This window comes from Streptomyces sp. NPDC029152 (genome assembly GCF_055564355.1).
In genome coordinates, this window is the sequence record NZ_JBVHWR010000037.1 from 1 (window position 1) to 23,028 (window position 23,028).

Genomic DNA, 23,028 nt, shown 5'->3' on the forward strand with positions numbered 1-23,028 from the left:
GTGCAGCTGCTGCTCGACGGCCGCGCGGCGCTCGCTCTCGGAGGCGCCGGGTATCGCGGCGTCGACTCCGGCCGCGACCGCACGGCGCTGGGCGCGACGGTCTATCTGCCGGTCCTCGCAGCGCGGGCAGTCCCGGCCGGAGTCGAGCAGCGTGCCCTCGTCGCACCGGGGCTCCGCGCACCACTGGCGCTGCGGCAGGCCCCGGCCGATCAGCCAGCCCACCGGGTCCTTGATCGGCCCGGCCAGCCGCATCTGGTCGGCCAGGCGCCTGGCGAGGCGGTCGGCCAGGATCTGCGGCGCGTCCGTGCGGCCGGCGAACCCGATCACCCGAGCCAGCTCGCTACGGGTAGCAGCCTCCACCAGGCGCCGGGCAGCCGGATGCTCCAGGCGCGCCCACACCAGGTCGACCGGAGCCAGGACGGCCCGTAGATCCTCCGGCGGCAGAGACACCCTCCCCCGCTGCTGCCTGCCCTGACCCGGACCGTCCACGACCCGCACCGAGCCACCGGCCACCGGCCCGGAGCCGCTTTTCACGCCTTCGATGCCCGGGGACTCCTTCGGCTGTTCCCCGCGGAGCGGGCCGCCGTCCTCGCGCACACACGCGCGTTTCGGCCGACGGCCGTCAGCTCCACGGCCTTCGCCGGAAAAACTACCAGAGAGCGCGAGAGAACCACCGGCAGTAACCCCAGAAGCGTGGAGAGCGTGGTGCTGTGCAGTTGCAGCGAGGTCTGCCGATCCGGCCGTCTCGCCCTGCCCAGCGCCCTCGATCCCCGTCGCCACAAGGGGCTCGCCCGTCCCGTCGGTCTCAAGATCTCCGGATGCAGTACCGGCGAGGTCTGAGAACACGGACTTCGCGACCCGGCGGGCCTCCCGCACGGTCACACCGTGGGCCTTGGCGACCGGCATCAGGCGCACCCGCGACTGCGCGTTCAGGCCCGAGCCGGTCTCCTTGCGCACCACGTCCACGACGCCGTGCTCCTGGAGCCGCTTGAGGACCTTCGCCCCGGCCGCCGCCGAGCAGCCCAGCAGCCGCGCGACCGTCCCCGCCGGACGCCCCCGAGACGTGTCCACCGAACCAGGGCACAGCTGCAGCCAGCCCGCCGAACCCGTCGTCAGCACCATCAGCAGCAGCCCGAGCCGATCCGTCGCCGCCCCCCGGCCCATACGCCCGGCGAGCAGCCCGGCCGGGACCGGCGCCTTGTCCTTCGGCGCCCACCCCGGGCCGAACAGCACTTCGCACAGGCTCAGCAGCACCGCCAGCTCCGAACGGGACAGCGCCAGCGCGTGCCGCCGGTCACCGGCCTTCTGCGCCCGGTACATCGGGATCACCCAGCACTCCAGGCCCGTCGCGTGCCCGAAGGCGTTCGTCGCGACGTTCGAGCCGAGGAACCCGGTAGCACGCAGCTCGGGCAGCACGGTGTGCGCGACCGTCGACTGGGAAACCCCCAGCCACCGACCGAGCTCCGCCGCCCAGATCGACGCCTGGTAGTTGTCGCGGACGTTCGCCTTCGCCGTCAGCACCACCGAGGCCAGCCGCGCGCCGTCCGACGCCCCGGCCAGCGCCGGAGACGACACCAGCGCACGCACCGCAGCGAGCAGCCGGACGCGCATCGTCTTCGACAGCTGCAGCGGATTGCCCAGCTCCAGCGGCACGACCGGACCAGCCTGCACCGGGACCGACCGCAGCCGACGGCGCGAGGCCCCGCCGGCGAACTCCGTGCGAGGGCGCGGGAGCACAGCGGCCGACGCCGCCACGGCACTCACCGGCCCGCCCGGAATAACGAGAAAGAGATCATCCCGGCAGCCTTGCGCGGACCGCCTGTGGACAGAGGCCAGGAACCAGCGAGACCCCCAATCCCTCCCGCCCGGCGGGCAGGAACTTCCGATCGCGTCCCGCCCCACGGGACGGAGCCCCGGAGCACCGCGGTGGCTGGCGCCGTCAGGAGGGCAGGGGTTCCCCTTTCGGGATAGGTGTCGCGGACCGGGGTCGGTGTGACCCTCCACCCCGAGGGATTTTCGTGATTAATGCTGCGAACTGCGCAAACACGGTATGCGAATCCCGTCACGCGGGAAGTGCCGATGGCTCGAACCGGTGCGAATCGGACACGGGTGAGCTGACAAGAAGACGCGAGGTCGTGCACTATGGCGGGGACACCAACTTTCATATGCGAGCCGGACCACCCCGCGACGCGGGACGGGCCGACGAGTGGATGGAAGGCACCAAGCCCCCTCCGGGAGGAGCGGGCGCGAGCCCAACCGAAATGCCGAGAGGTGGTTCGGAAGGGGGGAGATTTCTCCTCTCTCTTGGGTGCTGGGGAACCGCAGGACCCTCGTCAAAGGGCCCCGCGGAACCGATGGCTTTGGTCGTTGTCAGCGACCGGGGTCTTGCTCAGGTGGTGCTGGGGTCTTGCACAGGTAGTGCGCCGGCCTTGTCAGGGCCGGGGTGTTGCTGGTGGCCCTTGTCGAAGGGGCCGACCCGCTTGTCGAAGGCGGGGTTTTGCTAGGTGAACTGGCTCGATGAGCCGAAGCTCGGAACCCGGTGTCCAGCCGGGACCGAGCAACCGATCCGGGGTCTCAAACCCGGTCGGAGCGAAGGGTCGTGCGAGGCCGAGTGGATGTCCGTCCGCTCTTCTGGCCCGCGCGGCCGGTGGCGGCTACGTCACCCCGACCCCCTTGATTCCGAGGCTGGTGTCGGCATGCCCTCATCCGGCTTCGCGGCTTCGGGGTACCGCTCCGCAAGCCGCTTGAGCAGGTGCATGTAAACAGCGCGGTGCGGACGTCGGGGGTGGGTCTGCCCCAGCTCCCAACGGGCTACGGCAAGGCGCTTCACGCCCACAGCTTCCGCGACCTCCTGCTGCGTGAGGCCAGCCGCGAGGCGCAACTTTGCGCGTACAGCTGGCGGCGGCAGAAGGTCGTCCACGAGGGCGTCGACCCGCTTCAAGCGGTCCGGGTCGGTCACGGCGCAGCCTTTCAAGATCGATGATTTCCTGAAAGATACACGATGCGATCTCTGGCGGGGAGTGGACATCACCGTGAGCCTCATGCCGCACGATGCCCGATAGGGTCCGTGCACGTGACCCGCCTCGCGTTTTTCGATCTGGACGGCACGCTGGCCGACCGGCAGTCGGCGCTCAGCGACGCGTTGACATGCCTGTGCCGTTCCCGCGCGCTCTCCCCAGATGCCGAACTGTGGCTGCGCACCGAGCTGGCCGACCGCGCGACCGTCGGCGACTTCGCCCGGCTGCGGGAATCCTTCGGACTGAAAGCGTCGGCAGCGGACCTGTGGCGGGAGTACGTCGACCTCATGGCGGCCGCCGTCACCTGTCGACCCGAGGTCCTCGAGGGCCTGGCCCGCCTGCGCGCGGCCGCATGGACGATCGGCGTCATCACCAATGGGGCCGGCGACATCCAGCGCGCCAAACTCGTCGAGACCGGCCTCGCTGACCTGGTCGACGGCGTCGCCGCCTCGGGCGATTTGGAGATCCGCAAGCCAGACCGGCGCCTCTTCGAACTCGGGGCCACCCGTTGCGGCGTCAGTCTCGCGGACGGCGGCTGGATGGTCGGCGACAACCCGGCCGGAGACATCGGCGGCGGCCACCAGGCCGGCCTGCGCACCATCTGGCTGCGAGGACGCCCCTGGCCCGACGGAGTCCCCGCAGCGCACCACGTCGTCGACGACGTCACCGACGCCATCGCCATCCTGCTCACAGAGACGGAGTAGCACCGTGGACCAGCCGACCGTCGGCATCCTCCACCCCGGCAGCATGGGCGCCGCCGTCGCCGCCTGCGCCGCGACCAACGCGGCCGAGGTCCTGTGGTGTGAGACCGGGCGCAGCACTGCGTCCGTGGAGCGCGCCGCCCAGTTCGGACTGACGCCCGTGGCCACGCTGGCCGAGCTGCTGGATTGCAGCGACATCGTCATCAGCCTCTGCCCGCCAGCCGCTGCCGAGGACCTGGCCCGCGACGTTGCCGGGCACCGCTTCGCCGGGGTGTACGTGGAAGCGAACGCCATCAATCCCACGCGCGTGCAGCGGATCGCCGGGCTACTCGAACCCGACGCGACCGTCGTGGACGGTGGTGTCGTCGGCTCCCCGCCGGTCGGCGGCAAGACGCCGACCTTGTACCTGTCCGGGCCGGCCGACGCGACCGAGCGCATCGAGGCGCTGTTCGTGGGCACCGCCGTCCGAACGGCGATGCTGGGCACGGAAATCGGGAAGGCATCCGCGCTGAAGCTGGCGTACGCCTCTTTCCAGAAGACCAGCCGGGTGCTGGTGGCGCTCGCGATCGGCATGGCGCGCGAGCACGGCGTCGACCAGGAGCTCATCAAGGTCGCCTCGAAGCGCACCGACTCGTACCTTTCCGAGCCGCAGTACGTCGCCAAGACCGCGGCCCGTGCTTGGCGCTGGGGACCGGAGCTGGAGGAAGCCGCCGACGCGCTCGAGGCCGCCGGCCTCCCGCCGGAGATGCTGCGCGCGGCCGCGTCCACGCTGGCACGGTGGAACGACGCCAAGGACGACGGCGAACTCACGCTCACCGACGCCTTGGATCGACTCGCCCAGCCGTAGCCCGCACTCATGCCGTCGCCGCTCCCGCCCGCTGCGCCAGCAGCTGGTCGATGAGCCGTGCCGCGTCCTGCTGCGACGCCGCCGTGGTGTCCACGGTCAGGTCCCAGACCATGCCCGGGTGCGCGTCCAGGTCCTCGCGGGTCGCGTCCCACGCCGCCAGGCGTGCCGCGGTGTCGCGGTCACCGCGGCACGCCGATCGCTGCTCGGTCACCTCGCGCGGGCACCACAGCAGCACCACCGACCAGTCGGCCGGGTAGCCGTCGACCAGCGCTCGGATGCCCTCGACCTGCCCGAGGTGCACCACGGGCACCCCGGCCGCGAACGCGGCGTCGAGGCCGGGCCGGTCGATCGCGTATGTGTTGCCGTACCGGGCGTTCGCGTAGACGACGTCGCCCGCGGCCTCCAGCTCGCGCAGCTGCTCCGCTGTGCCCATCCGGTAGCCGGCGGTCTTGCCCGTTCCGACCTTGAGCCGCGCGAACTGCGCGTACTTGGAGTCGACTTCGCTGAGCGTGGTCGTGACGGTGTCCTTGCCCGAGGCCGGCGGCCCGTAGAGGATCACGCCTTGCTTCTCCGTCATGCGTGCATCGCTCCCATCGCCTGCCGGGCCTGGTCCGCGAGCGAAACCGCGGCACCCATCCGGTTGTCGACCACCAAGTGCGGCACCGCCGGGCGTAGGTCCAGGTCGATCGTGGACATGTACTCGTTCCAACGCTGGAGCTTCCAGGCGTCCCGGGCCGCAGAGCGGAAGGTGATGTACTCGCGCATCGACTCCTCGTCGCAACGCACCCACACAGGGAACACGTCGACGCCCATGGACGCTGCCCGGTTGGAAAGACGCTGCATCCATGCCGGGTCCGTCATTTCTGCAATGAACGGAGCGCTGAGCACGGTGCTGATCCCACACCGGACATTGGCCATGGCGGACTGCATCAGGCAGTCGTACTCCAGCGGGCGGACCTGAGTCCGGTAGAGGTCGGTGTGCCTATCGTTCGGGTCACCACCCAGCGAGACCAGTAGCTTCTCCACCAGCGGCCGGGTCAGCGGATCCTTGTCGAGCAGCGGCCAGCCGGTGAGCTGGACGAAGAACCTCGCCAATTCCGTCTTCCCCGACCCGGCGTAACCTCCGACCACGATGAGGACGGGGCGGTGCGGATCGCCACCGGTGTGCCGGCGCTTCCACGCGTCGATGATCCGCTGTTGCAACGCGAAGTGATCGGCATCCTCGGTCCCCGGTGCGATCCGGTGGATCGCACGCTCCACGGCCAGAACATGGTTGCTGGTCAGGCCGCCGTCGAGGGGGGTCACCTTGAACGATGTCTCCTCACCCGGCAGCGCGTTACGGAAGCCCAGGTCAGGCTCCGTCGCCCGGTACAGGAGGCAGTAGGCACGGCGGTAGTGAGGGCCCGGGTAGACCTCGCCCTGCTCGTGCTGCCACAAGGTCTGGGGATTCGCAGCTGGGATGCCCTTGAGCTTGGCTTGCTCGGCTACTTCCCGCAGGCGTTCGCCGGCCTTCTCGAGGGTCAGGCCGTGGGCCTCGCGCTGCTCTCGCAACCGGTCTGGCCTCCACCCTGCGCGCTGCTTCCCCACCCTGTACCCCTCCGTCATCGTCATGGCCGCGAGCCTAGAGTTCGGGTCCCGAATCCCATGTGTACGCGGATGTTGAAAACCCGTGAACAAGGCTGCGCACGGGCTTCGACAAGCCTTTGTGATGTTGCACCGACAGTTGCAGACGGTGTGATGACCCCCACACAGCGAAGAGTTTGGGGGCAGGCAATGGCTATTTACCGGTGGTCAGGAGCGGCCTCCATGCCACACACCGGGTCGGAGAATGTCCTCCCACACCTCCAGCGGACCCTCGTCGTCGGAGTAGAGGGTCCGCAAAACGAGAACCGGGACAGGGACGTCCGGCGGCACGTCGATGCCGAACTCATCAAGTTCGTTATTGGAGGCCAGCCGCGCCGCGCTCTGCTCCGGTCCTGCGGTGATCGTCTTTCCGGTGCGCTCGGTGTAAAGGTCATGCCGGAACTTCGGCATCGGTTCTTCGTCGAGCAGTTCCGGCAGGGACCCCAGGGCCCGCATATGGATCATGTTGAGAGCCAAGACTGTGGGTTTGCCGTCCTGCACGAAGGTTCGGCTCCTCACCACAATCTCGTCGTACAGGTCGATCCTGAGAAGGTTCGCAACCTCGGCATCGGCGCACGAGCGAAGCACGGAGCGAGAGTTTACGTAGGTTTCCCGAGGAGCCAGTGGTCTGCCGGTGCGACGAAGGCGCTCCAAACGTGCGGCGCCTGTGAGGATCGACGGCGGGATGTCACTGGGGCCCAGCACGGTGGTGCCGCTGCCCTGTGTCGTGCGAATCAACCCCTCTGCCTCCAAAGCCTGGTAGGCGCGATGGACCGTTGCTGTGGCTCCCTTGCCTTCGGCGACAAGGGCCTGGACCGACGGGAGTCGATCACCAGGGCCGTAGTCGCCGTTGTCGATTTTTCTCGCGATCTCATCCGCGATCTGCCGCCACTTTGGCGGCTTCGGGGCCGGAGCTGGCATGGCAACTCCTCTCAGCTCGGCTTGTGCCGACCAGTCAACCACATTCTAGAAGACCTTGACATCTCTTCTAGAAGACTTCATGGTGGTGTCTGCGACCGGCGCTAAGCGCCTTCCGCACCATTACGACCGCACAACAGCAGGAGTCACCGTCTCCCTGGAGATGGCGGCAGTGGGGTGAGCCAAGCTCCTCCGGCCTAGGCGCCTGTACCGAATAGCTCCACCTGATCCACCTCGAACAGCGCTGCTGCGCTGTCTGTCCGCCAGGACCAACCCGCCGAAATGCCGGCCTGGCGCGGCAGAGAAGGCAGCATCCGCACTCGATCCCACGTCAGGAGGATCTCGATGCCCCGCAAGCGTCCCGGCCGCGTCCGGACCAAGAACACGAACCGCCGTGAGGCGCTCAAGCTCAGCACCATGGCCCCGGAGGACTACAACGTCCGACCCGGTGAAGTGAAGTCGATCGCCTGCCCCGACTGCCGCACCTGGCGCCGGATCATGGGCGACACCGTCCTCAAGATCCGCGAGCACTGGATCTCCGACAAGGTCGCGGACGGCGAGAAGCACGTCACCTGCCCCGGCAGCAACCAGCTCGTGGTCATCGACATCGACGTCCGCCGCTGGCAGACCCGACAGAACCGGCTGCTGCGCGACGCGATGCCGCAGGAGAACCGGCGCGCACCCCGCCAGTTCTACAAGCCGCTCCCGGCCCCGGCCGCCCCGGTCGCCCGTATCCACGCGGGGGTCACGCTGGAGACGGCCCGGCGGGCCTACCTCACCCACATCGAGGAATGCGTGCGCTGCGGCACCGGCCAGCACTGCACGCACGGGGGCGCCCTCGCCCACCGCTACGTCCTCGTACGCAAGGAGGAGCCCGCCCGCCGCGAGGCCCGCAAGCAGTCGGCGCCGGCCGCCCGCAAGGCGCAGTGGAACCAGCGCGGCGGCGAGACGGTCGAGACGGCGAACAACCAGTGCCGTCCCCGCCTGGCCAGCGCGGTCTCCGAATACCGCGGCCCTCAGGTTCCGACCAAGCCGCTCCGCGTCAACGCCTGACCACAACGACGAACGACCACGGCCCCGGCCACCCCATATCAAAGGGGCGGCCGGGGCCGTGGCTGCTCGTACAAGCAGTCAACTCCCCAAGTAGGGAGTGATCGCGACGGCCCTTGGGATTGCGGTCCGACGGGCTGTCCAGGACCTGATCTGGAGGACCTGATGCAGCACAGCATGACACGCACCGCGGCGCAGCCGCAGGCGGGGATCATCGACGACATCGAGCGTGAGGACGACGCCAAGGGCTACGAGCCCGAGGACGCCGCCCGCGTTGACGTCGCCTTGGTCCTCCTGGCCGCCGTCGCTCCGGCGCAGGCCAGTTGGGAGGTGGCGGCGTGATCACCAGCCTCACCGACGCCGAACGCGAGGCGCTCTCGCAGAAGAACAGGGAGCAGAACAAGCGGTCGGAGGCCAACCGCCGATGAGCGCCCGGCCGACCGACGACCTGTTCGTTCGCTACATGAAGGCGTTCGAGGACTCCACCAAGCACACCGGCTCCTGCTTGGCCTGCCAGGGCGAGACGCCGTGTGCGGAGGGGGCTCCGATCCACGATCGGTTCGCCCGCCTTCAGGACACATACACCGCACGCCAGAGGCAGCAGCGCTGACCCCGGCCCTGCCCGTCGTCCCCGCGCCTTCCCGGCCGGGGCCGGCGGAGAGCGCCGGGAGCTCCCGCCCGCTCCGGCCATCCGGCCGCCACAACACGCAACAGCCCCGGGGCGGCCACCCCGGGGCTGTTTTCTCGCTCTTGGACCTTCTGGAGGCCCTGATGAATCGCGACTCCATCGTACGCACCAGCTACGCCCCCGACGCCGGCCTGCCGGTCAACACCAATTGGCGCGAGGACGGCGCCTGCACGCGGGAGGACCCCGAGCTGTTCTTCCCCACTGGCAACACCGGCCCGGCGTTCCTGCAGATCGAGGAGGCCAAGTCGGTGTGCCGCAGGTGCCCGGTCCTTGAGCGCTGCGCCTCCTGGGCGCTGGAGACGGGCGAGGCCCACGGCGTGTGGGGCGGCATGAGCGAGGACGACCGCCGCCGCATCAAGCGCCGCGCCGCCCGCAACCGCACCAAGGCCGTCTGATCCGGTCTGGCGGCTGCCTGATCCGCCCGCACCGGCCGCTGCACCACGGCGGCTGGTGCGGGCGGTGACGGGGAGCCGGACAGCCCGGACCGACAGCCGAGGGAGGCCCTCATGGCCACGACGATGACCCCGCTCCAGCCTGGCACGGAAGCCGCCGCCCAGGCCGCCGCCTTCGCGATCTTCGGCAGCGACATCCCGCCGATCGACCCCAACGACTACGACGGCAGCTGGCGCACCACGCTCCACGTCATCGCGGAGGAGTGGGTGGGCGAGGGGTGTGTCGAGCGGCACGCCGCCCGCACCGCGACCGCGATCAACGACCTGCTGAACACCCAGAAGCTGTTCGGCGAGGGATCGTCCGAGGCGCGCGCAGCCGGTACCGCGCTCAAGCCGCTGATCGACAAGTGCCGGATCTACGGCATCACCACCGACGACCTCCGCCGCCACGGCGCGTAGCTCCACACGAGCTGACTTCGCGCCCGCCCGGCGGGAGCCGATCTCAGTTTCGAGTCCGCCCCGCGCCGCTTCGCGAGTGCGGTCGCCCGTCCCCCCGGGCCGCCGGCCTTTTCGTGCGTGCGGAGCGGGTAGAGCCGGTGTCCGGTTCGCAAGCAACCATCCGCACAACCGGCCGCTTCGGGAACGCCTCACCGCGTTTCGGGAGCAGCCCCCGCCGTTTCGCGCACGCCCTGAACGACCCCCTCCGGAGGCCCCCATGACGCTCACCGACTGGCCGCGATCCGCGGCTGAGCCCGCCCCCGACTCGGCTTCACCGGCCGCCGTTTCGGGAATGCCCAAGCCGGTTTCGCAGACGCCCGGCACTGTTTCGGAGACGGCGGAGTTCGTTTCGGAGACGGAAAGCGGAACCGGAACGGACCGCTCCCTCGCGAAGCTGTCCGGTACCCAGAAGTGGACGGCCGGAGCGATCGTCGCTGCCGCGCTCGCTCTCGCGGGCATCGGCCTGTACCTCAGCTTCGAGCACGTCGCCCAGTTCGCCCACGAGGAGCTGCGCTTCGGCTCGCTCGGCAAGGGCCAGCTGTTCGCGGTCGGCGTCGACGTCGGCATCATGGTGATGATCGCGGTCGACCTGCTGATGGCCTGGCTCAAGCGCCCCATCAGCTGGATCCGCTACCCGGTGTGGCTGCTGACGGCCGCGACGGTCGTCCTCAACGCCGCGTCCGGCGCTCCGGAAGGGGCCTGGAAGCTGCTGGACTACGTTGCTGCCGGCGCCCACGGCGTCGTGCCGGTCCTCTTCATCATGGTGGTGGAGCTGGGCCGCACCTCGATCGACCGCGTTGTCCGCCTTGACCAGGCCGAACGCGACTCGATCCCGTGGCTGCGCTGGGTGCTCGCCCCGGTGGCCACGGCCCGGATCTTCCGCCGGATGCGGCTGTGGGGCGTCACCTCCTACCCGGTGATGATCCGCCGCGACCAGGAGCTCATCGCCTACGAGCAGTGGCTCAAGCGCAAGTACGAGGGCGACATCACCAAGGCCACCGAGGACGAGCTGCTGCCGATGAAGATGGCCCCGTACGGCTACACCGTCGCTCAGGCCCTGGCCATGCCCGACGAGCAGGAACAGGCGGCCCAGGAGCGGCAGGAGGAGGCCGAGCGCCGCCGTCTGGACGCGGAGACCCGCAGCGAGGTCGCCAAGTCCAAGGCCGAGGCTGAACGGCTGCGCGCCAAGGGCAAGGTGGAGCTGGTCCAGGCGGAGGTCGACGGCCAGACCGGCCAGGCCCGCGCCCACGCCCGAGCCCAGGTCAGCGCCGCAGAGCGGGCCGCTGAGCTGGAGCAGCAGGCCCTCGACAATGCCGTGGTCGCCGAGGCCCGCGCCCGCGAGGCGGAGGCGGAACGCAAGGAGGCCCAGGAGCGCAGGGCGGCGGCCGCCGCCGACCTGGAGAAGGCCGAGCTCGAGCGGAAGGCCGCTGAGCAGCGCAAGGCGGCGGCCGAGGCCGACAAGGTAGCGGCCGCTGAGGCCGGCGCGATCGAGACCGAGCGGATCGCGCAGGCACGCCGGACGGCGGCCGCCGCCGATCTAGAGGCGGCCGAGCTGGAGCGTCAGGCAGCCCAGAAGCGGAAGGAAGCTGCGGAGGCCGACCGGATCGCCGCGGCGGAGGCACAGGCCATCGAGACCCAGACCATCGCCGAAGCCCGCAAGGCCGCTGCCGAAGCCGACCGACGTGCTGCCGAAATGGAGAAGGCCGCTGCCGAAACGCGGCGCGCTGCTGCCGAAGCCGACCGCAAGAAGGCCGAGGAGGAGCGTCGCCAGGCAATCGCTCTCGCCGACATCGCGCGCGCCCAGAAGGACGCCGCCGAAGCCGAGCAGGCTGCTGCCAAAACGCGGCGGGCCGCTGCCGAAATCGAGCGGGCCGCGGTCGAAGCCGAGGACGTCGCGAAGCTCAAGCCGCGCGAGCGCGCGGTCCGCAAGGTCGCCCGGATGATCCTCGCGGCCGGCGGCGACGCCGACCGGCTGCCGCTGGCCGACATCCAGCACGCGCTGGCGGTCACCTCCCCCGGCACCGCCTCCGAGTACCGCCAGGAGGCGGCCGAACTCCTGGCCGGCGGCTACCGCCCCTGATCCACAGTCCGGCACACACCAGTGAGGGCCAGCCCGAAGGAAGCGGGCTGGCCCTCGCTGCGACTGCCGGAAGCAGTCCCAGAACCCCCAGTACAGCACCCCACCCCCCGAAGGAGGAAACCCCTGATGAGCAAGGACATTGCCACCCGCGTCACCACGGGCGTGCAGGCACTGGCGCTGCCCGGGCAGCGCGAGGGCTGGCAGGCCCAGCACCGCGGATCCCTGCTGACCGACGCGCAGACCTACGACGCCCTCGCCGACGCCATCCAGGCCGACCTGAAGGCCCGCCGCCTGGACGGTGACCTGCCCTGGGGCATCTCGGCCGCGGCCCGAGCCCGCAAGCGGGTCAAGCCGCTGCGGGACGCCGCGAAGGCCATGCGGCAGGCCGCCAAGGCCATCAACGGCACCGTCGCCGCCTACGAGGAGACCCAGCCCGAGGTGGTCCTGCGGCGCCGTGAGGACAAGGCCCTGCGCAAGGCGCAGCGCAAGCAGCAGCTCGGGACCGCCGCCCACAACAGCGCGCAGGCCACCCTGCAGAGGCTCGTCCCCGGCGACGGCGACGCCACGCCGGCGGGCGCGCCGAAGCTGCTCGGCGACTACTTCGGCAAGCAGCAGCGGGGCGCCTGATGGCCGCTGGAATGTCCCCGAAGAAGGCGGCCCACTGGAACGCCCGATTCGAACAGGCCCGCGCCGCGGGCGAGAGGGGCCCGGAGGAGTTCTTCCGGGCCTGGCTCGACCTTCTGAAGGTCTCCGCGATTCAGAAGGTGCGCCGCACTGGTGACCACGCCATGTTCAACGCGCTGTCGGCGGAGCTGGAACGCCTCTACCGGAATCACTGCCAGTAATCGTCATCGTCATCGTCATCACCGCCGAAATGGGGGTTGACGGGGGTCTCAACCACGCGTACGCGTACGCGTGCGAGACGGCCCCCTCTCCTCACCGGCAGTCACCAGGAGAGGAGGGCGCGTGTCCGACGACGACAGCCCGGACAACGTGCTTCAGATGCCCCGCATCGGGTCCCCGCCGCCCCCGCCGGTCCTCGACGAGCCTCCGGCGGCACCCGACCCGGCATCCAGCACTGTTCGAATTTCCGCATTCGACGCGCCCGCGGTGCCCCACGCACCGAGCACCCCGGGCAGCGGCCCGGCGGCCCTGCGCAGCGACGGCCTGGACCCCGCCACACCGGACCCGAACGGTCTCCCGCCGCGCACGAGCGCGCTGTCGCTCGCGGCGGTCCTCGCCATCGCGCTCGCCGCGTTCGAGGGACTGCAGACCTGGATCCAGGAGGCTGGCCCCCGCCGCGCCGAAGCCGCCAAACACGAGCGGGAGCTGGAACTGCTCGCCGCCAAGGCCCGCGCGGACGCCACCCGCCTCGGCGCCGAGGCCGACAAGGAACACGCCCGGTCCCGCCGGGTCCCCTCCAGCCACGAGTACGGCCGCAACATGCTCGGGCGCGGCTCAGGCGCCTCCGGACGGGGAGGTGGCGGAGTTGGTCCGGGCCGGTCCGGAACTGGCCGCACAGGCCCGCACAGCGGCTCGGGACAGCACCGCTCGGCGGGGCTGGGCAGCCGGGCCACGGCGGGCGGGGGAGGTGCCCGTCCGGTCTCCGGACGGGGCGGCACCACAGCGACCGGCAGTGACAGTTCCGGCGCCGGCCGAAGCGGCGGATCGCCGGGGCGAACCAGTGCGGAGGGCAACCGAAACAGCGCGGTCCGGGACCGAAACGGTGGTGGGGGAAGCCGAAACAGCGGGGCCTCGGGCCGAAACGGCGGCCTGTGGGGGCGAAACGGTTCCGGCTCGGACCGAAATGGCGCTGGGGGAAGCCGAAGCGGACCGTCAGGCGCCAGCAGCGGCGCGGACGGCACCAGGCGCCGCTCCCCCCGCCGGGCCCTCGCCGACTGGTGGAACAAGGGCAAGCAACCGCCTGCCTCCGGCAGTCCCGGTGGGCACGGGGCGAAGACCTCCAGCGGCGGCTCGGGCACCAAAGCCGGTGCCGGCCGGGCGCCGATCAAAGGAGGGCCGACGTTCTGGGACGACCTGAAAAACCGGGTCGGTGCCGACGCCGGTGGGTGCATCAAGCCCCGTCGGTCGACCGAGGGCATGGAACCCAACCGGAGCGGCGGGCAATCACCCACCGTTGCCTCGACCGGGGCCGGTGCCTCGGCCGGCGACCGTGTGCATCTGAAGGATGCGGCATGGGAGGCGGTCAACGACCGCTGGAAGAAGCGCCGTAGCACCTGGGAGGCCAACGGCGGCCCCCGCCGCTCCCCCAAGCCGAAAAGCAAGAAGGGACAAGCCCGGGCCGGCAAAGGGCCGACGAAGGAGCCGGGGCCCTCAAGCGGCCCGGAGTCATCAAGCGGTCCGAGGGCATCGAATAGGCCGGGGCCATCGAGCGGCCGAGGGCCGTCGAGCGGGCCGGGGCCGTCGAGTGGCGCGTGGCAGGCGCGTTCGTCGCCGTTCGACGCCGGCCCCGGCCCCGGCCCTGCGGTGACCATCACCGTCGAGCAGGTGGACCCGCCCGGCGCTCACGCCAAGCGGTGGGAGCCGAACGTGATCGGCCCGGCCCCGAAACCGCTGCCCGCACAGAGCCAGCCAGCTCTGCCCCGAGCCCCGCAGCGTCCGGCCGGGCAGCGTCCCGGCACCACCCGCAGAAAGGACCCCATCCCTATGCCGCCCGCGAAAGCGCGCAGCGCCCCGGCACCGGTCACCGCCTCGGTACCGGCGCCTGGTGGCATGGCCGTCCAGCACGCCACCGACATCACCCTGAACGACGCCCTGAAAGCGCTGACCCGCCTGACCACGGCCGGAATGGAGACGCACGACGACTGCACCCAGCTCGCCCGCCAAGCCCGCCGCCTGCTGGGCCTGCTGGAGACGATGGCCGGTGACCTGGCGACCACGCACAACGTCAACGGACGGCGCACCATCCGCGCCATGTCCCTGCTGATGGAGAGCGTCGGAGAGCTGGTGGTGCGAGCCGAGCGGATGGCCCGCACCGCGCTGGACGCCGCCGAGGCCGCCGAAGCCGAGGAAGTAGCGATGGCCCGCGACTACCGGCCGACCCAGACCGCGACCGCGGACGCCGGTCTTATCGCGCCCAGCGCCCGCATCCACAACGAAAACTGAGGAGACCACTCGTGGGAGAGATCGCCCTCCCCGTCCCCGCCGACGCAGGCGGCTACAGCGCCGTCCAGGCCAAGCTGGCCGCACTCCAGCGCGCCGCGGCCCAGCTCATGGAGCACGCGGACCGAGTGGCCCAGCGCATGCGTACCAACGCCAAGGCCGCCGCCACCGTGGCCGACCTGAGCGCCGCCGCGCAGGTCGACGGCCGGCACGTGGCCGCTATCGCCGAGGTCGCCGGGCACTTCGCACGCGTCGCCGGCGGCGCCCGCCGCCTGAGCGGCACCGCCGCCACCATGCACCAGGCCGCCGGCCACGTCCGCAGCGAGCACCGGGCCGAATACGGAGGCGTGCACGCCGCCGTGAACGCGTCCAAGGCACGCCAGGCCAAGCCCGGCTTCTACCGGCAGTAACCCGCCCAACCCGCCCCCATCACCGCTGTGGGGCCGCACCCGATCACGGAGCGCGGCCCCACATTTCTCCCCGGCGCCGCCCACTGGCCTCGCTGGACGCCGTACCGCCTTATGGGCGGTACGGCGTCCAGCACGACCAGCGACCCCATCGGCCCCGTGTGGAAAGGACCTTGACCGATGAGCAAGATGCCCCTGCGGGCGAAGGCAGAGATGGCCGCCTACGGGGCGTCTGCCGCTGCCCTGGCCTACGTCCCCTCGATGGAGTCGCTGCCCGCCCACACCACCGCTACCGCTCTCAGCGGCGGCTGCGTGTGGTGGCTGTACCGCAAGGTCAAGACCCGCGACTTCCGCCGCACGATCCGTACCGCACAGCGGATCCTCGGGCCGGTCACCGGCGGCGCCGTCTACGCCGCCGCCGCGATCGTGCCGGGCCGCCCGTGGTGGGAGCCGATGGCCGCGCTCGGCTGGGGCGCCCTGATGTCGGCTGCGCTGCCCATCACCCGGTCCACCTGGACCCCGGCCGAGACCCTCGCCGCCGCCTACCCGCCGGGCTTCCGCGGGCTGGTCATGCGTCTGTGGGACGAGGCCGAAGTCGCCCCCGAGACGCGGCTGGAGAACATCGAGCAGACCGTCTCCCCCAGCCACCCTGACTTCACCGCGGACATCGTCGCCCCCGCCGGGAAGCCGGTTCCGCGTATCGACCTGGTCGCCGCGGCCGCCGCGTTCGGCGTACCCGCCGCCTGCGTCGCCGTCGACGAAATCCCCGGCACCGGCCCCGGCCGCATGCGCCTGACCGTCGCCCCGACCACCCGCCGCGGCGGCGGCAGCATCGAGGACATGTGGGCGGACAAGGTCGCCCGCCCGGGCGGCGCCATCCCCAACAGCCAGATCGTCCGCGTGGAGAGCTTCACCGCCGTCGGTGACCTGCCCGCCCGGGGCATGGTCCTCGCCCAGGTCGACGCCGGCGAGATCGCCCGCATCAACCACGGCCAGCTCTGCAGTGCTTTCGGTGTGGAGCCCGAGGAACTGCGCCTGGTCGCAGAGGCACGCGGCCGCGAGGCCCTGGTGACGCTGTACGAGTCGGCGCCGCTGAAAGCATCCCGCCGCGCCACCCGCGAGCTGCTGACCCTGGACGCGTACGGCCGCTACACCATCGGCACCGCCCACGACGGCAGCGACGCCAAGGTCCACATGCAGTCCGCGGCGGGCACGCTGCACGGGTTCCTGGTCGGTGTCACCGGCTCCGGCAAGACGGTCACGCTCGCCTTGATGTGCGCGGCGTGGGCCCTGGCCGGGCTGGCGAACTGGGTGACCTCAGCCCGCCCGGACGCGCAGATGAGCGCGGTCGGCCGCCATATCGACCGCCAAGGCGCCGGAGCGATCTTCACGTGGTGGATGCTCAAGGCCGCCATCGCCCTGATGGACATCCGGGGCGAGATCAACGCCGAGGTCGGCCACGACTTCTCCGCGCACTCTCCCTACCCCGGCCTGGTCCTGGTCCTCGACGAGTTCAACAGCCTTGTCGGCGACGACACCCTGGGCGACGAGATCGCCCACATGACCGACGTCCTCGCCCGCGAGGGCCGCAAGTTCGGCATCGGCATCGTCTTCGCAGGCCAGTCCCTCAACCTGTCCAAGCTCGGAGGCGAAGCCTCCCTGCGCGACCAGGTCCAGGGCGGCATCGGCGTGGTCCTGCGCATCGCCGGCTCCTCCGGCGGCATCGCCGCCCGGCAGGCCACCGGCGGACTCGCCGGCGACGTCGACCTCGCCGACATCCCCGACCGGTTCAACGCCTCCACCTCGCTCATGGACCGGATCCACGGCGTCCTCGACGACGTGCCCGGCGAACCCACCCACGGCGTCGGCCACACCGTCACCGGGTCCGGGGCAACCATGATGCGCAGCCTCTACGTGCACCTGCCCAAGGACGGCAGCCCCGACGGCCTGGACGAGATCTTCCCGGCAGGAGGCGGCATCAACACGCTCACCGACCGGGAGATCGACACCCTGACCGAGCTGGGCCTGTGGCACGACTGGACCATGCCGCCGCCCTCCAAGAACGACAACGACGGCGGCGAGGGCGGTGGCGGCATGGTGCCGCCACAGTTCAGTGAGATCGGCTCCTTTGCCCCGCCCGCGGCGCCGCCGAAGCCGAAGTCCAAGACCGTCAAGGACAAGGTCCTCGAGGCAGTCGACCGGCAGATGACCGCGAAGGAGATCCGCGCGCAGGTCGACGCCGCCGCCGGATCCGTCCGCAACGCCCTGAGCGACCTGGTGGCCGCCGGCCGTCTGCTCCAGGTCGACCACGGCGTCTACGCGCCCGCCGGCCACGGCACCGCGGACGTCGAGCAGGACAGGCAGCACGCAGCACAGCCTGCCCCCGGTCAGGCCCCGGACGGCGTGGACGGCGCCCTGATCGTGGAAGCCGCCGACCTCATCATCACCAGCCAGTTCGGGTCGCAGTCGATGGTGCAGCGCAAGCTGCGAGTCGGCTTCGCCGTCGCCGGACGCCTCCTGGACGCCCTGGAGCAGCGCGGCATCGTCGGCCCCGCCGACGGCAGCAAAGCCCGCGAGGTCCTGGTCACCCCTGACGTCCAGGACGACGTCCTGCGCGAGCTGCGCGCCGACTACGCCCTCGCCGCCGACGACTGACCCCCTCCCCCGCCCTCACCCCCGGCCCCGCCGCCGGGGCAACGAGCGTGCCCGGCATCCGTCCGGGCTACACCATCCCGCCTCACTCCCTGGAAGGAATCACTCCGTGATCGTCTCCGTCTCCGCCGCGCTGCTCCTGGCCGTCGTCGTGGTCGTGCTGCTGCGCCAGCGCGCCGTCGGTATCGGCTCCGACGTCGCCTGCAGCGCGTTCGGGTTCTGCCTTGCCTCCACCGGCTTCGCCCCAGCCATCACGGGCCTGCTGCACGCCCTTACCGGCCTCGTGTCGCCGCACTGACAGGAGCACCTGTATGGCCGCCTCACTGCACACCACGCACGCCGAGCAGGCAGGTCCGGCGACGGCTCCTGCCGGCGCCGGCCGTCTGAGCCTGGACGCCCGGCTCGCCGCGGCCGAGGCGGCCATGACCGTCAAGCTGGACGAAGCCGCCGTCGAGCACGAAGTACGAACCGCGCACATCGAGAGCGCCCCCATCGACCTCGCCGAGGTCATCACGGTGCCGCTCACACCGACTCTCCAGCCGCAGCCACAGCAGCTCCCCGCCACCCCGGTAGCCGCTCTACTCGAGCGGGCCCAGGCCCGGATGGAGGCCGACGGCTGGTGCGCGGGGGCACTGACCGATGAGAACGGCGCGGTCTGCCTCCTCGGAGCGATCCGGAAAGAAGCCGGCGGCGACCGCGGGCTGGAAGCCGACGCCGTTTCCGTCGTACTGGACGCCATCCGCCGCCGCTTCGGCGACCACGTCGACTCCGTGCCGTCCTTCAACGACGCTCACGCCTCCGGCCGCATCCCCGCGCGCATGCTGGGCGAGGCCGCCTCGATCGCCGACGCGAAAGGCCTGTGACCACCCCGGTGATCGGGACGGTCAGCCGTCCAGTTCGATGATCAGACGCCCGTAGTCGTCGACCCACGCCGGATACACGTGGCCGCCGACGACGGCGCGGTTCACGAACACCTCGACGTCCGCGTCGGTATCGATGAACAGCACCCCGTCCTCGTCCGTGAACGCCTGCCACGTGACGCCGTCGGTGTCCATCACCGCCTCGAAATCCACCACCGGCGGATCACTGCGAAACCAGCCCATCACTCCCCCATCCCTGCCATTCGGCTCCCAGCCTGACGCACCCACACCTGCGTCCAACAGCCCCCGCCCGACCGGGCTCCCCGCGCCGTGCCCGTAACCCACCACGGCGGAAGCCGGACACGGCACAGGCCGCCCGGCCACCCGCACCACCCCTTCCCGAACCATCGGCCACCACCAGGAGGACCACATGCTCATCCCCCGACCACGCCGCCGGATCGGCCGGCCCCGCCCGCAGCGGCCCGGCCCCCGCTACCCGCACCGTCCCGACCGGCTGCCCGGCACCTGGAGCAGGTGATGGCCGACCAGGGCCTGGTCGACGCCGACCCGTACGACCCCGGCGACGGCTCCTTACCGGTCTTCCGGTGGCGCCAGGCCGGCACTGGGCTCGCGACCCGCCGCCAACTGCGGGAGATGAGACTGCGCCCCGGCGGCCAGGAGCCCGTCGCCCGGATCGAATGCCGCGGCGGCCGGCGCTTCGCGTGGCGGTACCGGATCGACCTTGCCAAGCCGAAGCGGAACCCGACCCTGGCCCAGGAACTCGCGCTCGACAAGGCCATGGCAGCCCGCCAGAACCGTCCGCCCTGCAAGCGCCGGTACTTCGCGGGTCTGCCTCTCAAAACCCTCGGCAGCTGCCTCGAATGCCACGACGGAACGCCGGCAGACCCCGACAGCTACACCACGCCCCCGGCCGCGCATCAGCTGGCCGCCTGACCCACCCAAACGGAGGAAACGTCATGGCACTCACCCTGTTCACCCGCACCCGCCCCGTTTCCCTCGGCCCGTCGGCCGTCGAGCCCGATCCGTGGCCCGAGACCGGCGAGGCCTGGAATCCCGAGGGCGTCACCGCCGTCGAGCGGTACTACAACCAGGCCCACGCGGTCGTCCTCCTCTACACCGCCGACGACGGGAAAACCGACACCCACTACGCGGTCGCCTGCCTCGGCTGCCACTACGCCTCCGCCGAGGACGACCGGCGCACCTACAACAGGCGCTACAACCTCGCGGACGCCGCGAAGACCGCCAACGAGCACGCCACGACCTGCCGCGCGCTGCCCCGCGACCTCCCCGCCCGCCCGGACGACGACACCGTGCGCGAGCGGCTGCACGCCTGGGTGAGGGGCGCCCGCCGCCGGGACGAGGACACTCAGATGTGGCTCTCCGACCTGGACCTGACCCGCCTCATCCTCCAGCGCAGCAATGACTGGATCGTGGACGAGCTCCAGCAACTGGCCACCGGCCAACCGGAGATCCTGCGCATCGAGCGCAGCCAGTACAGCGCCTACGTCTCCTACTACGCACGCCGCCTCCCGGAGAACTGACCGGCGCTCTCCGTGCATCCCCGACCGCCGCCCCTCCCCGGCGGCCGGGGCCGTGCGGTGTCCGCCCGGTCACCCAGACCAGGCGATAGGCCCTCCCCGGAGGCCACCGTGCCCCTCACCCGCCGCTCCCTGATCGACGCCGCCGCAGCGCGCTTCGGCTGGCGCCGCGCCTACGGCGACACCACCACGGTCGACGCGCTGCTCACCGAGCAGTCCGAAACCGCGTACACCAAGGCCGCCGACCACGCCGCGCTGGCCACCGCGAAGAACACCGACGCCCTGGCCGTGCAGCCCGGCGTCCTGGACGCCCGCGGCCGGATCCTCACCGACGTCCTCTACCTGGAAGGCGTCCTGGCCGGGGCCCGCAACCGCGGCCTGCCGAGCGAAGTCATCAAGCGCCTGGAAGACGTCGTCGACCACGGCCACGAGATAACCATGCTGCTCGCCGACGCCGCCCACACCAGCAGCGGCAACTGAGACGCCCGACCGGCACCGCATTGAACTGAAGCCTCAGACCGCCGCCCGCGGCCCGACTGCCGGGGCGCGAGCGGCGGCCCGTCTGGACGAACCCCCTACTGAACGACCCGGCCCCGACCGCACCGGTCGGGGCCGAGACTGCCAGCTGGCCGCGCATCGGCGAAAGGACCGGCCACCCCGCCCCTCACCCTTTCGAGCTCAGGAGAGATCCAGCATGCAGCATCGTCCCGCCGTCTTCGCCGCCCTTCTCGGACTGACCCGGGCCGGGAGCGCGATCGGAGATTTTTGGGTGCAGTCGGATTTTTGCGCCCGTGTGAAGGGCGCCTCCGACGACCACCCGGTCACCTACCAGGACCCGGTCACCGAGGAGACGACGACCCACGGCACGGCCGACGGCCGTAAGGCGTGCCTCCAGCACTGCCTGACCTACACGGCCACGCAGGCGATCGTCGCCGGGGCTGGGGCCCGCGTGCTCGGCATCCAGGTCCACCCGGCCGCTGCCGCGGCTGCGCTCGCTATCTCCTTCAGCACCCACTACGCCGCGGACCGACGCGTCCCGGGCAAGGGCTTACTGGAGAGGATCGCCACCAAGACCGGCAAGGGCGGCTTCTACAAGCTCGCCGACTACGGCATCAACGGCGTGTTGACTGAACTAATTGCGAAGTTTTCGCAGGTCAGGCGCTTGTCTGCTAGCTTCCCCGCATGCCTGCACCAAGCAGTCCCGAAAGGGACTTATCTACGTTCGTGCTGCCCGAGCTCGGCAAGGTGCACGAGACGGGCGACCCGTGGGAGCCGTACCGGCTGATGGATCCCGCGGGATCCCCGGTGGAGCCTGTCGCGTTGTACTTCAAGGACTTGCTGGCCGGTCATACTCCGACGACAACCCTGCGGTCGTACGCGAACGACCTGCTGCGCTGGTGGCGGTTCCTGTGGGCTCTCGACTTGAAGTGGGACCGGGCGACCCGGACGGATGCTCGGGACTTCATGCTGTGGATGCAGTTGGCGGACAAGCCGACGCGGGTCCACTGGCGTCACCGCGGCAAGCCGAACGCGAGGCCGCCGGCTCGCAGGGCGGGCACAGCCGAGCCCGGGACACCGAACCTGGTGACCGGCAAGCCGACGATCGGGAAGAAGTACGCCAAGAGCACTCAGGCGCACTGCGAGACGGTGCTGCGAACCTTCTACGACTTCCACCTGGAGAGCAACTCCGGCTCACTGCTGATCAACCCATTCCCCCTGGACCGCTCCCGGAGGAGAGGCCGGGCGAACGCTCATCACAACCCGATGAGCGAGTTCAGGAACGAACGTAAGGGCCGCTACCGGCCTGCCGTCCCGGAGCGCGTGCCGCGCAGGATCCCGGACGACAAGTACACCGAGGTCTTTGCCGGGCTGCGCTCGCACCGTGATCGCGCCCTGCTCGCCTTCTGGGTCTCCACCGGCGCCCGCGCCAGCGAGCTCCTCACCTCCAGCGAGCGCGACGCCCTGCCTGGACAGCAACTGATCGGTGTCATCCGCAAGGGCACCCGGGCCTACCAGCAGCTGCCGGCGTCGCCGGACGCGTTCGTCTGGCTGCGGCTCTACCAGGAGGACGCTTGGCGAAAGGGCGCTCCACGCGGACGAGGCGAGCCTCTGTGGTGGACCTTACGGCGGCCTTGGCGCCCGCTGAACTATCACGCGGCCCGCGCGATGTTCGTCCGCGTGAACGAGCTGCTGGGCTCGAACTGGACCCTGCACGATCTGCGGCACACCGCGACGTTCCGGATGACCGAGGACCCGGAGATGTCGCTCGTCTACGTGCAGCACATCCTCGCGCACAAGTACCAGACGACCTTGCAGAAGTACCTCAACCCGAGCAAGGACGAAGCGATCACCGCAGGTCTCGCTCACTTCGCACGCTTGGAGCAGCGGCGCCGCAACCCGCCGCCGGCACCCACCGCCCCGGCCTACAACCCGGAATCGCTCAACGTCCTGTTCGGAGGAGCACGCCCATGACCATCGCGGTCCCCACCACGCAGCAGGATCTTCGCTCCACTCGCCCCCTAAGGGCTGTCCCGCAATGATCGAAGAGCTGAGTCAGCCAGCTCAGCGTCTGACCCCTCGGGTCATCCAGCGAGGGCGATGTTGTGGAGGTGC

General features: G+C 70.8%; 26 protein-coding genes. 20 read left to right on the forward strand and 6 right to left on the reverse strand.

Annotation, left to right across the window (positions count from 1 at the left end; all coding sequences use genetic code 11):
• The coding region (locus tag ACZ4V6_RS35430) for a hypothetical protein (RefSeq protein ID WP_467835228.1) at positions 1–1,671 on the reverse strand (1,671 nt) is incomplete at its 3' end.
• A 988-nt stretch (positions 1,672–2,659) separates the two neighbouring features.
• Positions 2,660–3,043 carry a helix-turn-helix domain-containing protein gene (locus ACZ4V6_RS35435; RefSeq protein ID WP_467835231.1) on the reverse strand — a complete coding sequence of 128 codons (384 nt, stop codon included), beginning with the start codon at positions 3,041–3,043 and terminating at the stop codon, positions 2,660–2,662.
• Between the two features lie 30 nt (positions 3,044–3,073).
• On the opposite strand from ACZ4V6_RS35435, the gene ACZ4V6_RS35440 reads away from it, so the two are divergent.
• The gene (locus tag ACZ4V6_RS35440; RefSeq protein WP_467835233.1) at positions 3,074–3,721 is read left to right on the forward strand and encodes an HAD family hydrolase; all 648 of its coding nucleotides are present in this window, start codon (positions 3,074–3,076) and stop codon (positions 3,719–3,721) included.
• A gap of 4 nt (positions 3,722–3,725) precedes the next feature.
• Complete coding sequence (locus ACZ4V6_RS35445) at positions 3,726–4,565, forward strand: NAD(P)-dependent oxidoreductase (protein WP_467835236.1); 840 nt, start codon at positions 3,726–3,728, stop codon at positions 4,563–4,565.
• 7 nt (positions 4,566–4,572) lie between these two features.
• On the opposite strand, the gene ACZ4V6_RS35450 is transcribed toward ACZ4V6_RS35445, so the two are convergent.
• From ACZ4V6_RS35450 to ACZ4V6_RS35460, 3 genes are all read right to left on the reverse strand, one after another.
• Positions 4,573–5,142 carry a phosphotransferase-like protein gene (locus ACZ4V6_RS35450; RefSeq protein WP_467835238.1) on the reverse strand — a complete coding sequence of 190 codons (570 nt, stop codon included), beginning with the start codon at positions 5,140–5,142 and terminating at the stop codon, positions 4,573–4,575.
• The gene (locus ACZ4V6_RS35455) at positions 5,139–6,176 is read right to left on the reverse strand and encodes an AAA family ATPase (RefSeq protein ID WP_467835240.1); all 1,038 of its coding nucleotides are present in this window, start codon (positions 6,174–6,176) and stop codon (positions 5,139–5,141) included. Before ACZ4V6_RS35455 ends, ACZ4V6_RS35450 begins: the two co-directional genes overlap by 4 nt.
• A 180-nt stretch (positions 6,177–6,356) precedes the next feature.
• Positions 6,357–7,109 (reverse strand): GntR family transcriptional regulator, encoded by a 753-nt coding sequence (locus ACZ4V6_RS35460; protein ID WP_467835241.1) that lies wholly within the window; start codon positions 7,107–7,109, stop codon positions 6,357–6,359.
• 342 nt (positions 7,110–7,451) lie between these two features.
• Between ACZ4V6_RS35460 and ACZ4V6_RS35465 the strand changes: the two genes are divergently transcribed.
• From ACZ4V6_RS35465 to ACZ4V6_RS35525, 13 genes are all read left to right on the forward strand, one after another.
• On the forward strand, positions 7,452–8,159 hold the full coding sequence (locus ACZ4V6_RS35465) for a hypothetical protein (protein ID WP_467835244.1): 708 nt from the start codon (positions 7,452–7,454) through the stop codon (positions 8,157–8,159).
• Positions 8,160–8,333: 174 nt separating this feature from the next.
• Positions 8,334–8,498, forward strand: a complete 165-nt coding sequence (locus tag ACZ4V6_RS35470) for a hypothetical protein (protein ID WP_467835245.1) — start codon at positions 8,334–8,336, stop codon at positions 8,496–8,498.
• Positions 8,499–8,580: 82 nt separating this feature from the next.
• Positions 8,581–8,766 (forward strand): hypothetical protein, encoded by a 186-nt coding sequence (locus tag ACZ4V6_RS35475; RefSeq protein WP_467835248.1) that lies wholly within the window; start codon positions 8,581–8,583, stop codon positions 8,764–8,766.
• A 161-nt stretch (positions 8,767–8,927) separates the two neighbouring features.
• Positions 8,928–9,239 (forward strand): WhiB family transcriptional regulator, encoded by a 312-nt coding sequence (locus ACZ4V6_RS35480; RefSeq protein WP_467835249.1) that lies wholly within the window; start codon positions 8,928–8,930, stop codon positions 9,237–9,239.
• A 111-nt stretch (positions 9,240–9,350) separates the two neighbouring features.
• Positions 9,351–9,695, forward strand: a complete 345-nt coding sequence (locus ACZ4V6_RS35485) for a hypothetical protein (RefSeq protein WP_467835251.1) — start codon at positions 9,351–9,353, stop codon at positions 9,693–9,695.
• Between the two features lie 331 nt (positions 9,696–10,026).
• Positions 10,027–11,814, forward strand: coding sequence for a DUF2637 domain-containing protein (locus ACZ4V6_RS35490; protein WP_467835252.1), 1,788 nt, complete (start codon positions 10,027–10,029; stop codon positions 11,812–11,814).
• A 126-nt stretch (positions 11,815–11,940) separates the two neighbouring features.
• Positions 11,941–12,441, forward strand: a complete 501-nt coding sequence (locus ACZ4V6_RS35495; protein ID WP_467835254.1) for a hypothetical protein — start codon at positions 11,941–11,943, stop codon at positions 12,439–12,441.
• Complete coding sequence (locus ACZ4V6_RS35500; RefSeq protein WP_467835256.1) at positions 12,441–12,659, forward strand: hypothetical protein; 219 nt, start codon at positions 12,441–12,443, stop codon at positions 12,657–12,659. The genes ACZ4V6_RS35495 and ACZ4V6_RS35500 overlap by 1 nt, the downstream gene beginning before the upstream one ends.
• A 121-nt stretch (positions 12,660–12,780) precedes the next feature.
• Positions 12,781–14,940 (forward strand): hypothetical protein, encoded by a 2,160-nt coding sequence (locus ACZ4V6_RS35505; protein ID WP_467835258.1) that lies wholly within the window; start codon positions 12,781–12,783, stop codon positions 14,938–14,940.
• 11 nt (positions 14,941–14,951) lie between these two features.
• A complete protein-coding gene (locus tag ACZ4V6_RS35510; protein WP_467835260.1) occupies positions 14,952–15,347 on the forward strand; it encodes a hypothetical protein in 396 nt (131 codons plus the stop codon).
• A 177-nt stretch (positions 15,348–15,524) separates the two neighbouring features.
• Positions 15,525–17,999 (forward strand): type IV secretory system conjugative DNA transfer family protein, encoded by a 2,475-nt coding sequence (locus ACZ4V6_RS35515; RefSeq protein ID WP_467835263.1) that lies wholly within the window; start codon positions 15,525–15,527, stop codon positions 17,997–17,999.
• 106 nt (positions 18,000–18,105) lie between these two features.
• The gene (locus ACZ4V6_RS35520) at positions 18,106–18,294 is read left to right on the forward strand and encodes a hypothetical protein (protein ID WP_467835266.1); all 189 of its coding nucleotides are present in this window, start codon (positions 18,106–18,108) and stop codon (positions 18,292–18,294) included.
• A 13-nt stretch (positions 18,295–18,307) separates the two neighbouring features.
• Positions 18,308–18,859 carry a DUF6197 family protein gene (locus ACZ4V6_RS35525; protein ID WP_467835268.1) on the forward strand — a complete coding sequence of 184 codons (552 nt, stop codon included), beginning with the start codon at positions 18,308–18,310 and terminating at the stop codon, positions 18,857–18,859.
• Between the two features lie 21 nt (positions 18,860–18,880).
• Here ACZ4V6_RS35525 and ACZ4V6_RS35530 read toward each other — a convergent pair whose 3' ends face one another.
• A complete protein-coding gene (locus ACZ4V6_RS35530; RefSeq protein WP_467835270.1) occupies positions 18,881–19,072 on the reverse strand; it encodes a hypothetical protein in 192 nt (63 codons plus the stop codon).
• A gap of 321 nt (positions 19,073–19,393) precedes the next feature.
• Here ACZ4V6_RS35530 and ACZ4V6_RS35535 point away from each other — a divergent pair, with 321 nt between their 5' ends.
• From ACZ4V6_RS35535 to ACZ4V6_RS35555, 5 genes are all read left to right on the forward strand, one after another.
• A complete protein-coding gene (locus ACZ4V6_RS35535) occupies positions 19,394–19,810 on the forward strand; it encodes an RRQRL motif-containing zinc-binding protein (RefSeq protein ID WP_467835271.1) in 417 nt (138 codons plus the stop codon).
• 23 nt (positions 19,811–19,833) lie between these two features.
• Positions 19,834–20,418 (forward strand): hypothetical protein, encoded by a 585-nt coding sequence (locus tag ACZ4V6_RS35540; protein ID WP_467835273.1) that lies wholly within the window; start codon positions 19,834–19,836, stop codon positions 20,416–20,418.
• Positions 20,419–20,526: 108 nt separating this feature from the next.
• Positions 20,527–20,895, forward strand: coding sequence for a hypothetical protein (locus ACZ4V6_RS35545; protein WP_467835274.1), 369 nt, complete (start codon positions 20,527–20,529; stop codon positions 20,893–20,895).
• A gap of 214 nt (positions 20,896–21,109) precedes the next feature.
• Positions 21,110–21,700, forward strand: a complete 591-nt coding sequence (locus ACZ4V6_RS35550) for a hypothetical protein (RefSeq protein WP_467835277.1) — start codon at positions 21,110–21,112, stop codon at positions 21,698–21,700.
• The gene (locus ACZ4V6_RS35555; protein ID WP_467835278.1) at positions 21,640–22,887 is read left to right on the forward strand and encodes a tyrosine-type recombinase/integrase; all 1,248 of its coding nucleotides are present in this window, start codon (positions 21,640–21,642) and stop codon (positions 22,885–22,887) included. Before ACZ4V6_RS35550 ends, ACZ4V6_RS35555 begins: the two co-directional genes overlap by 61 nt.
• Positions 22,888–23,028 lie beyond the last annotated feature (141 nt).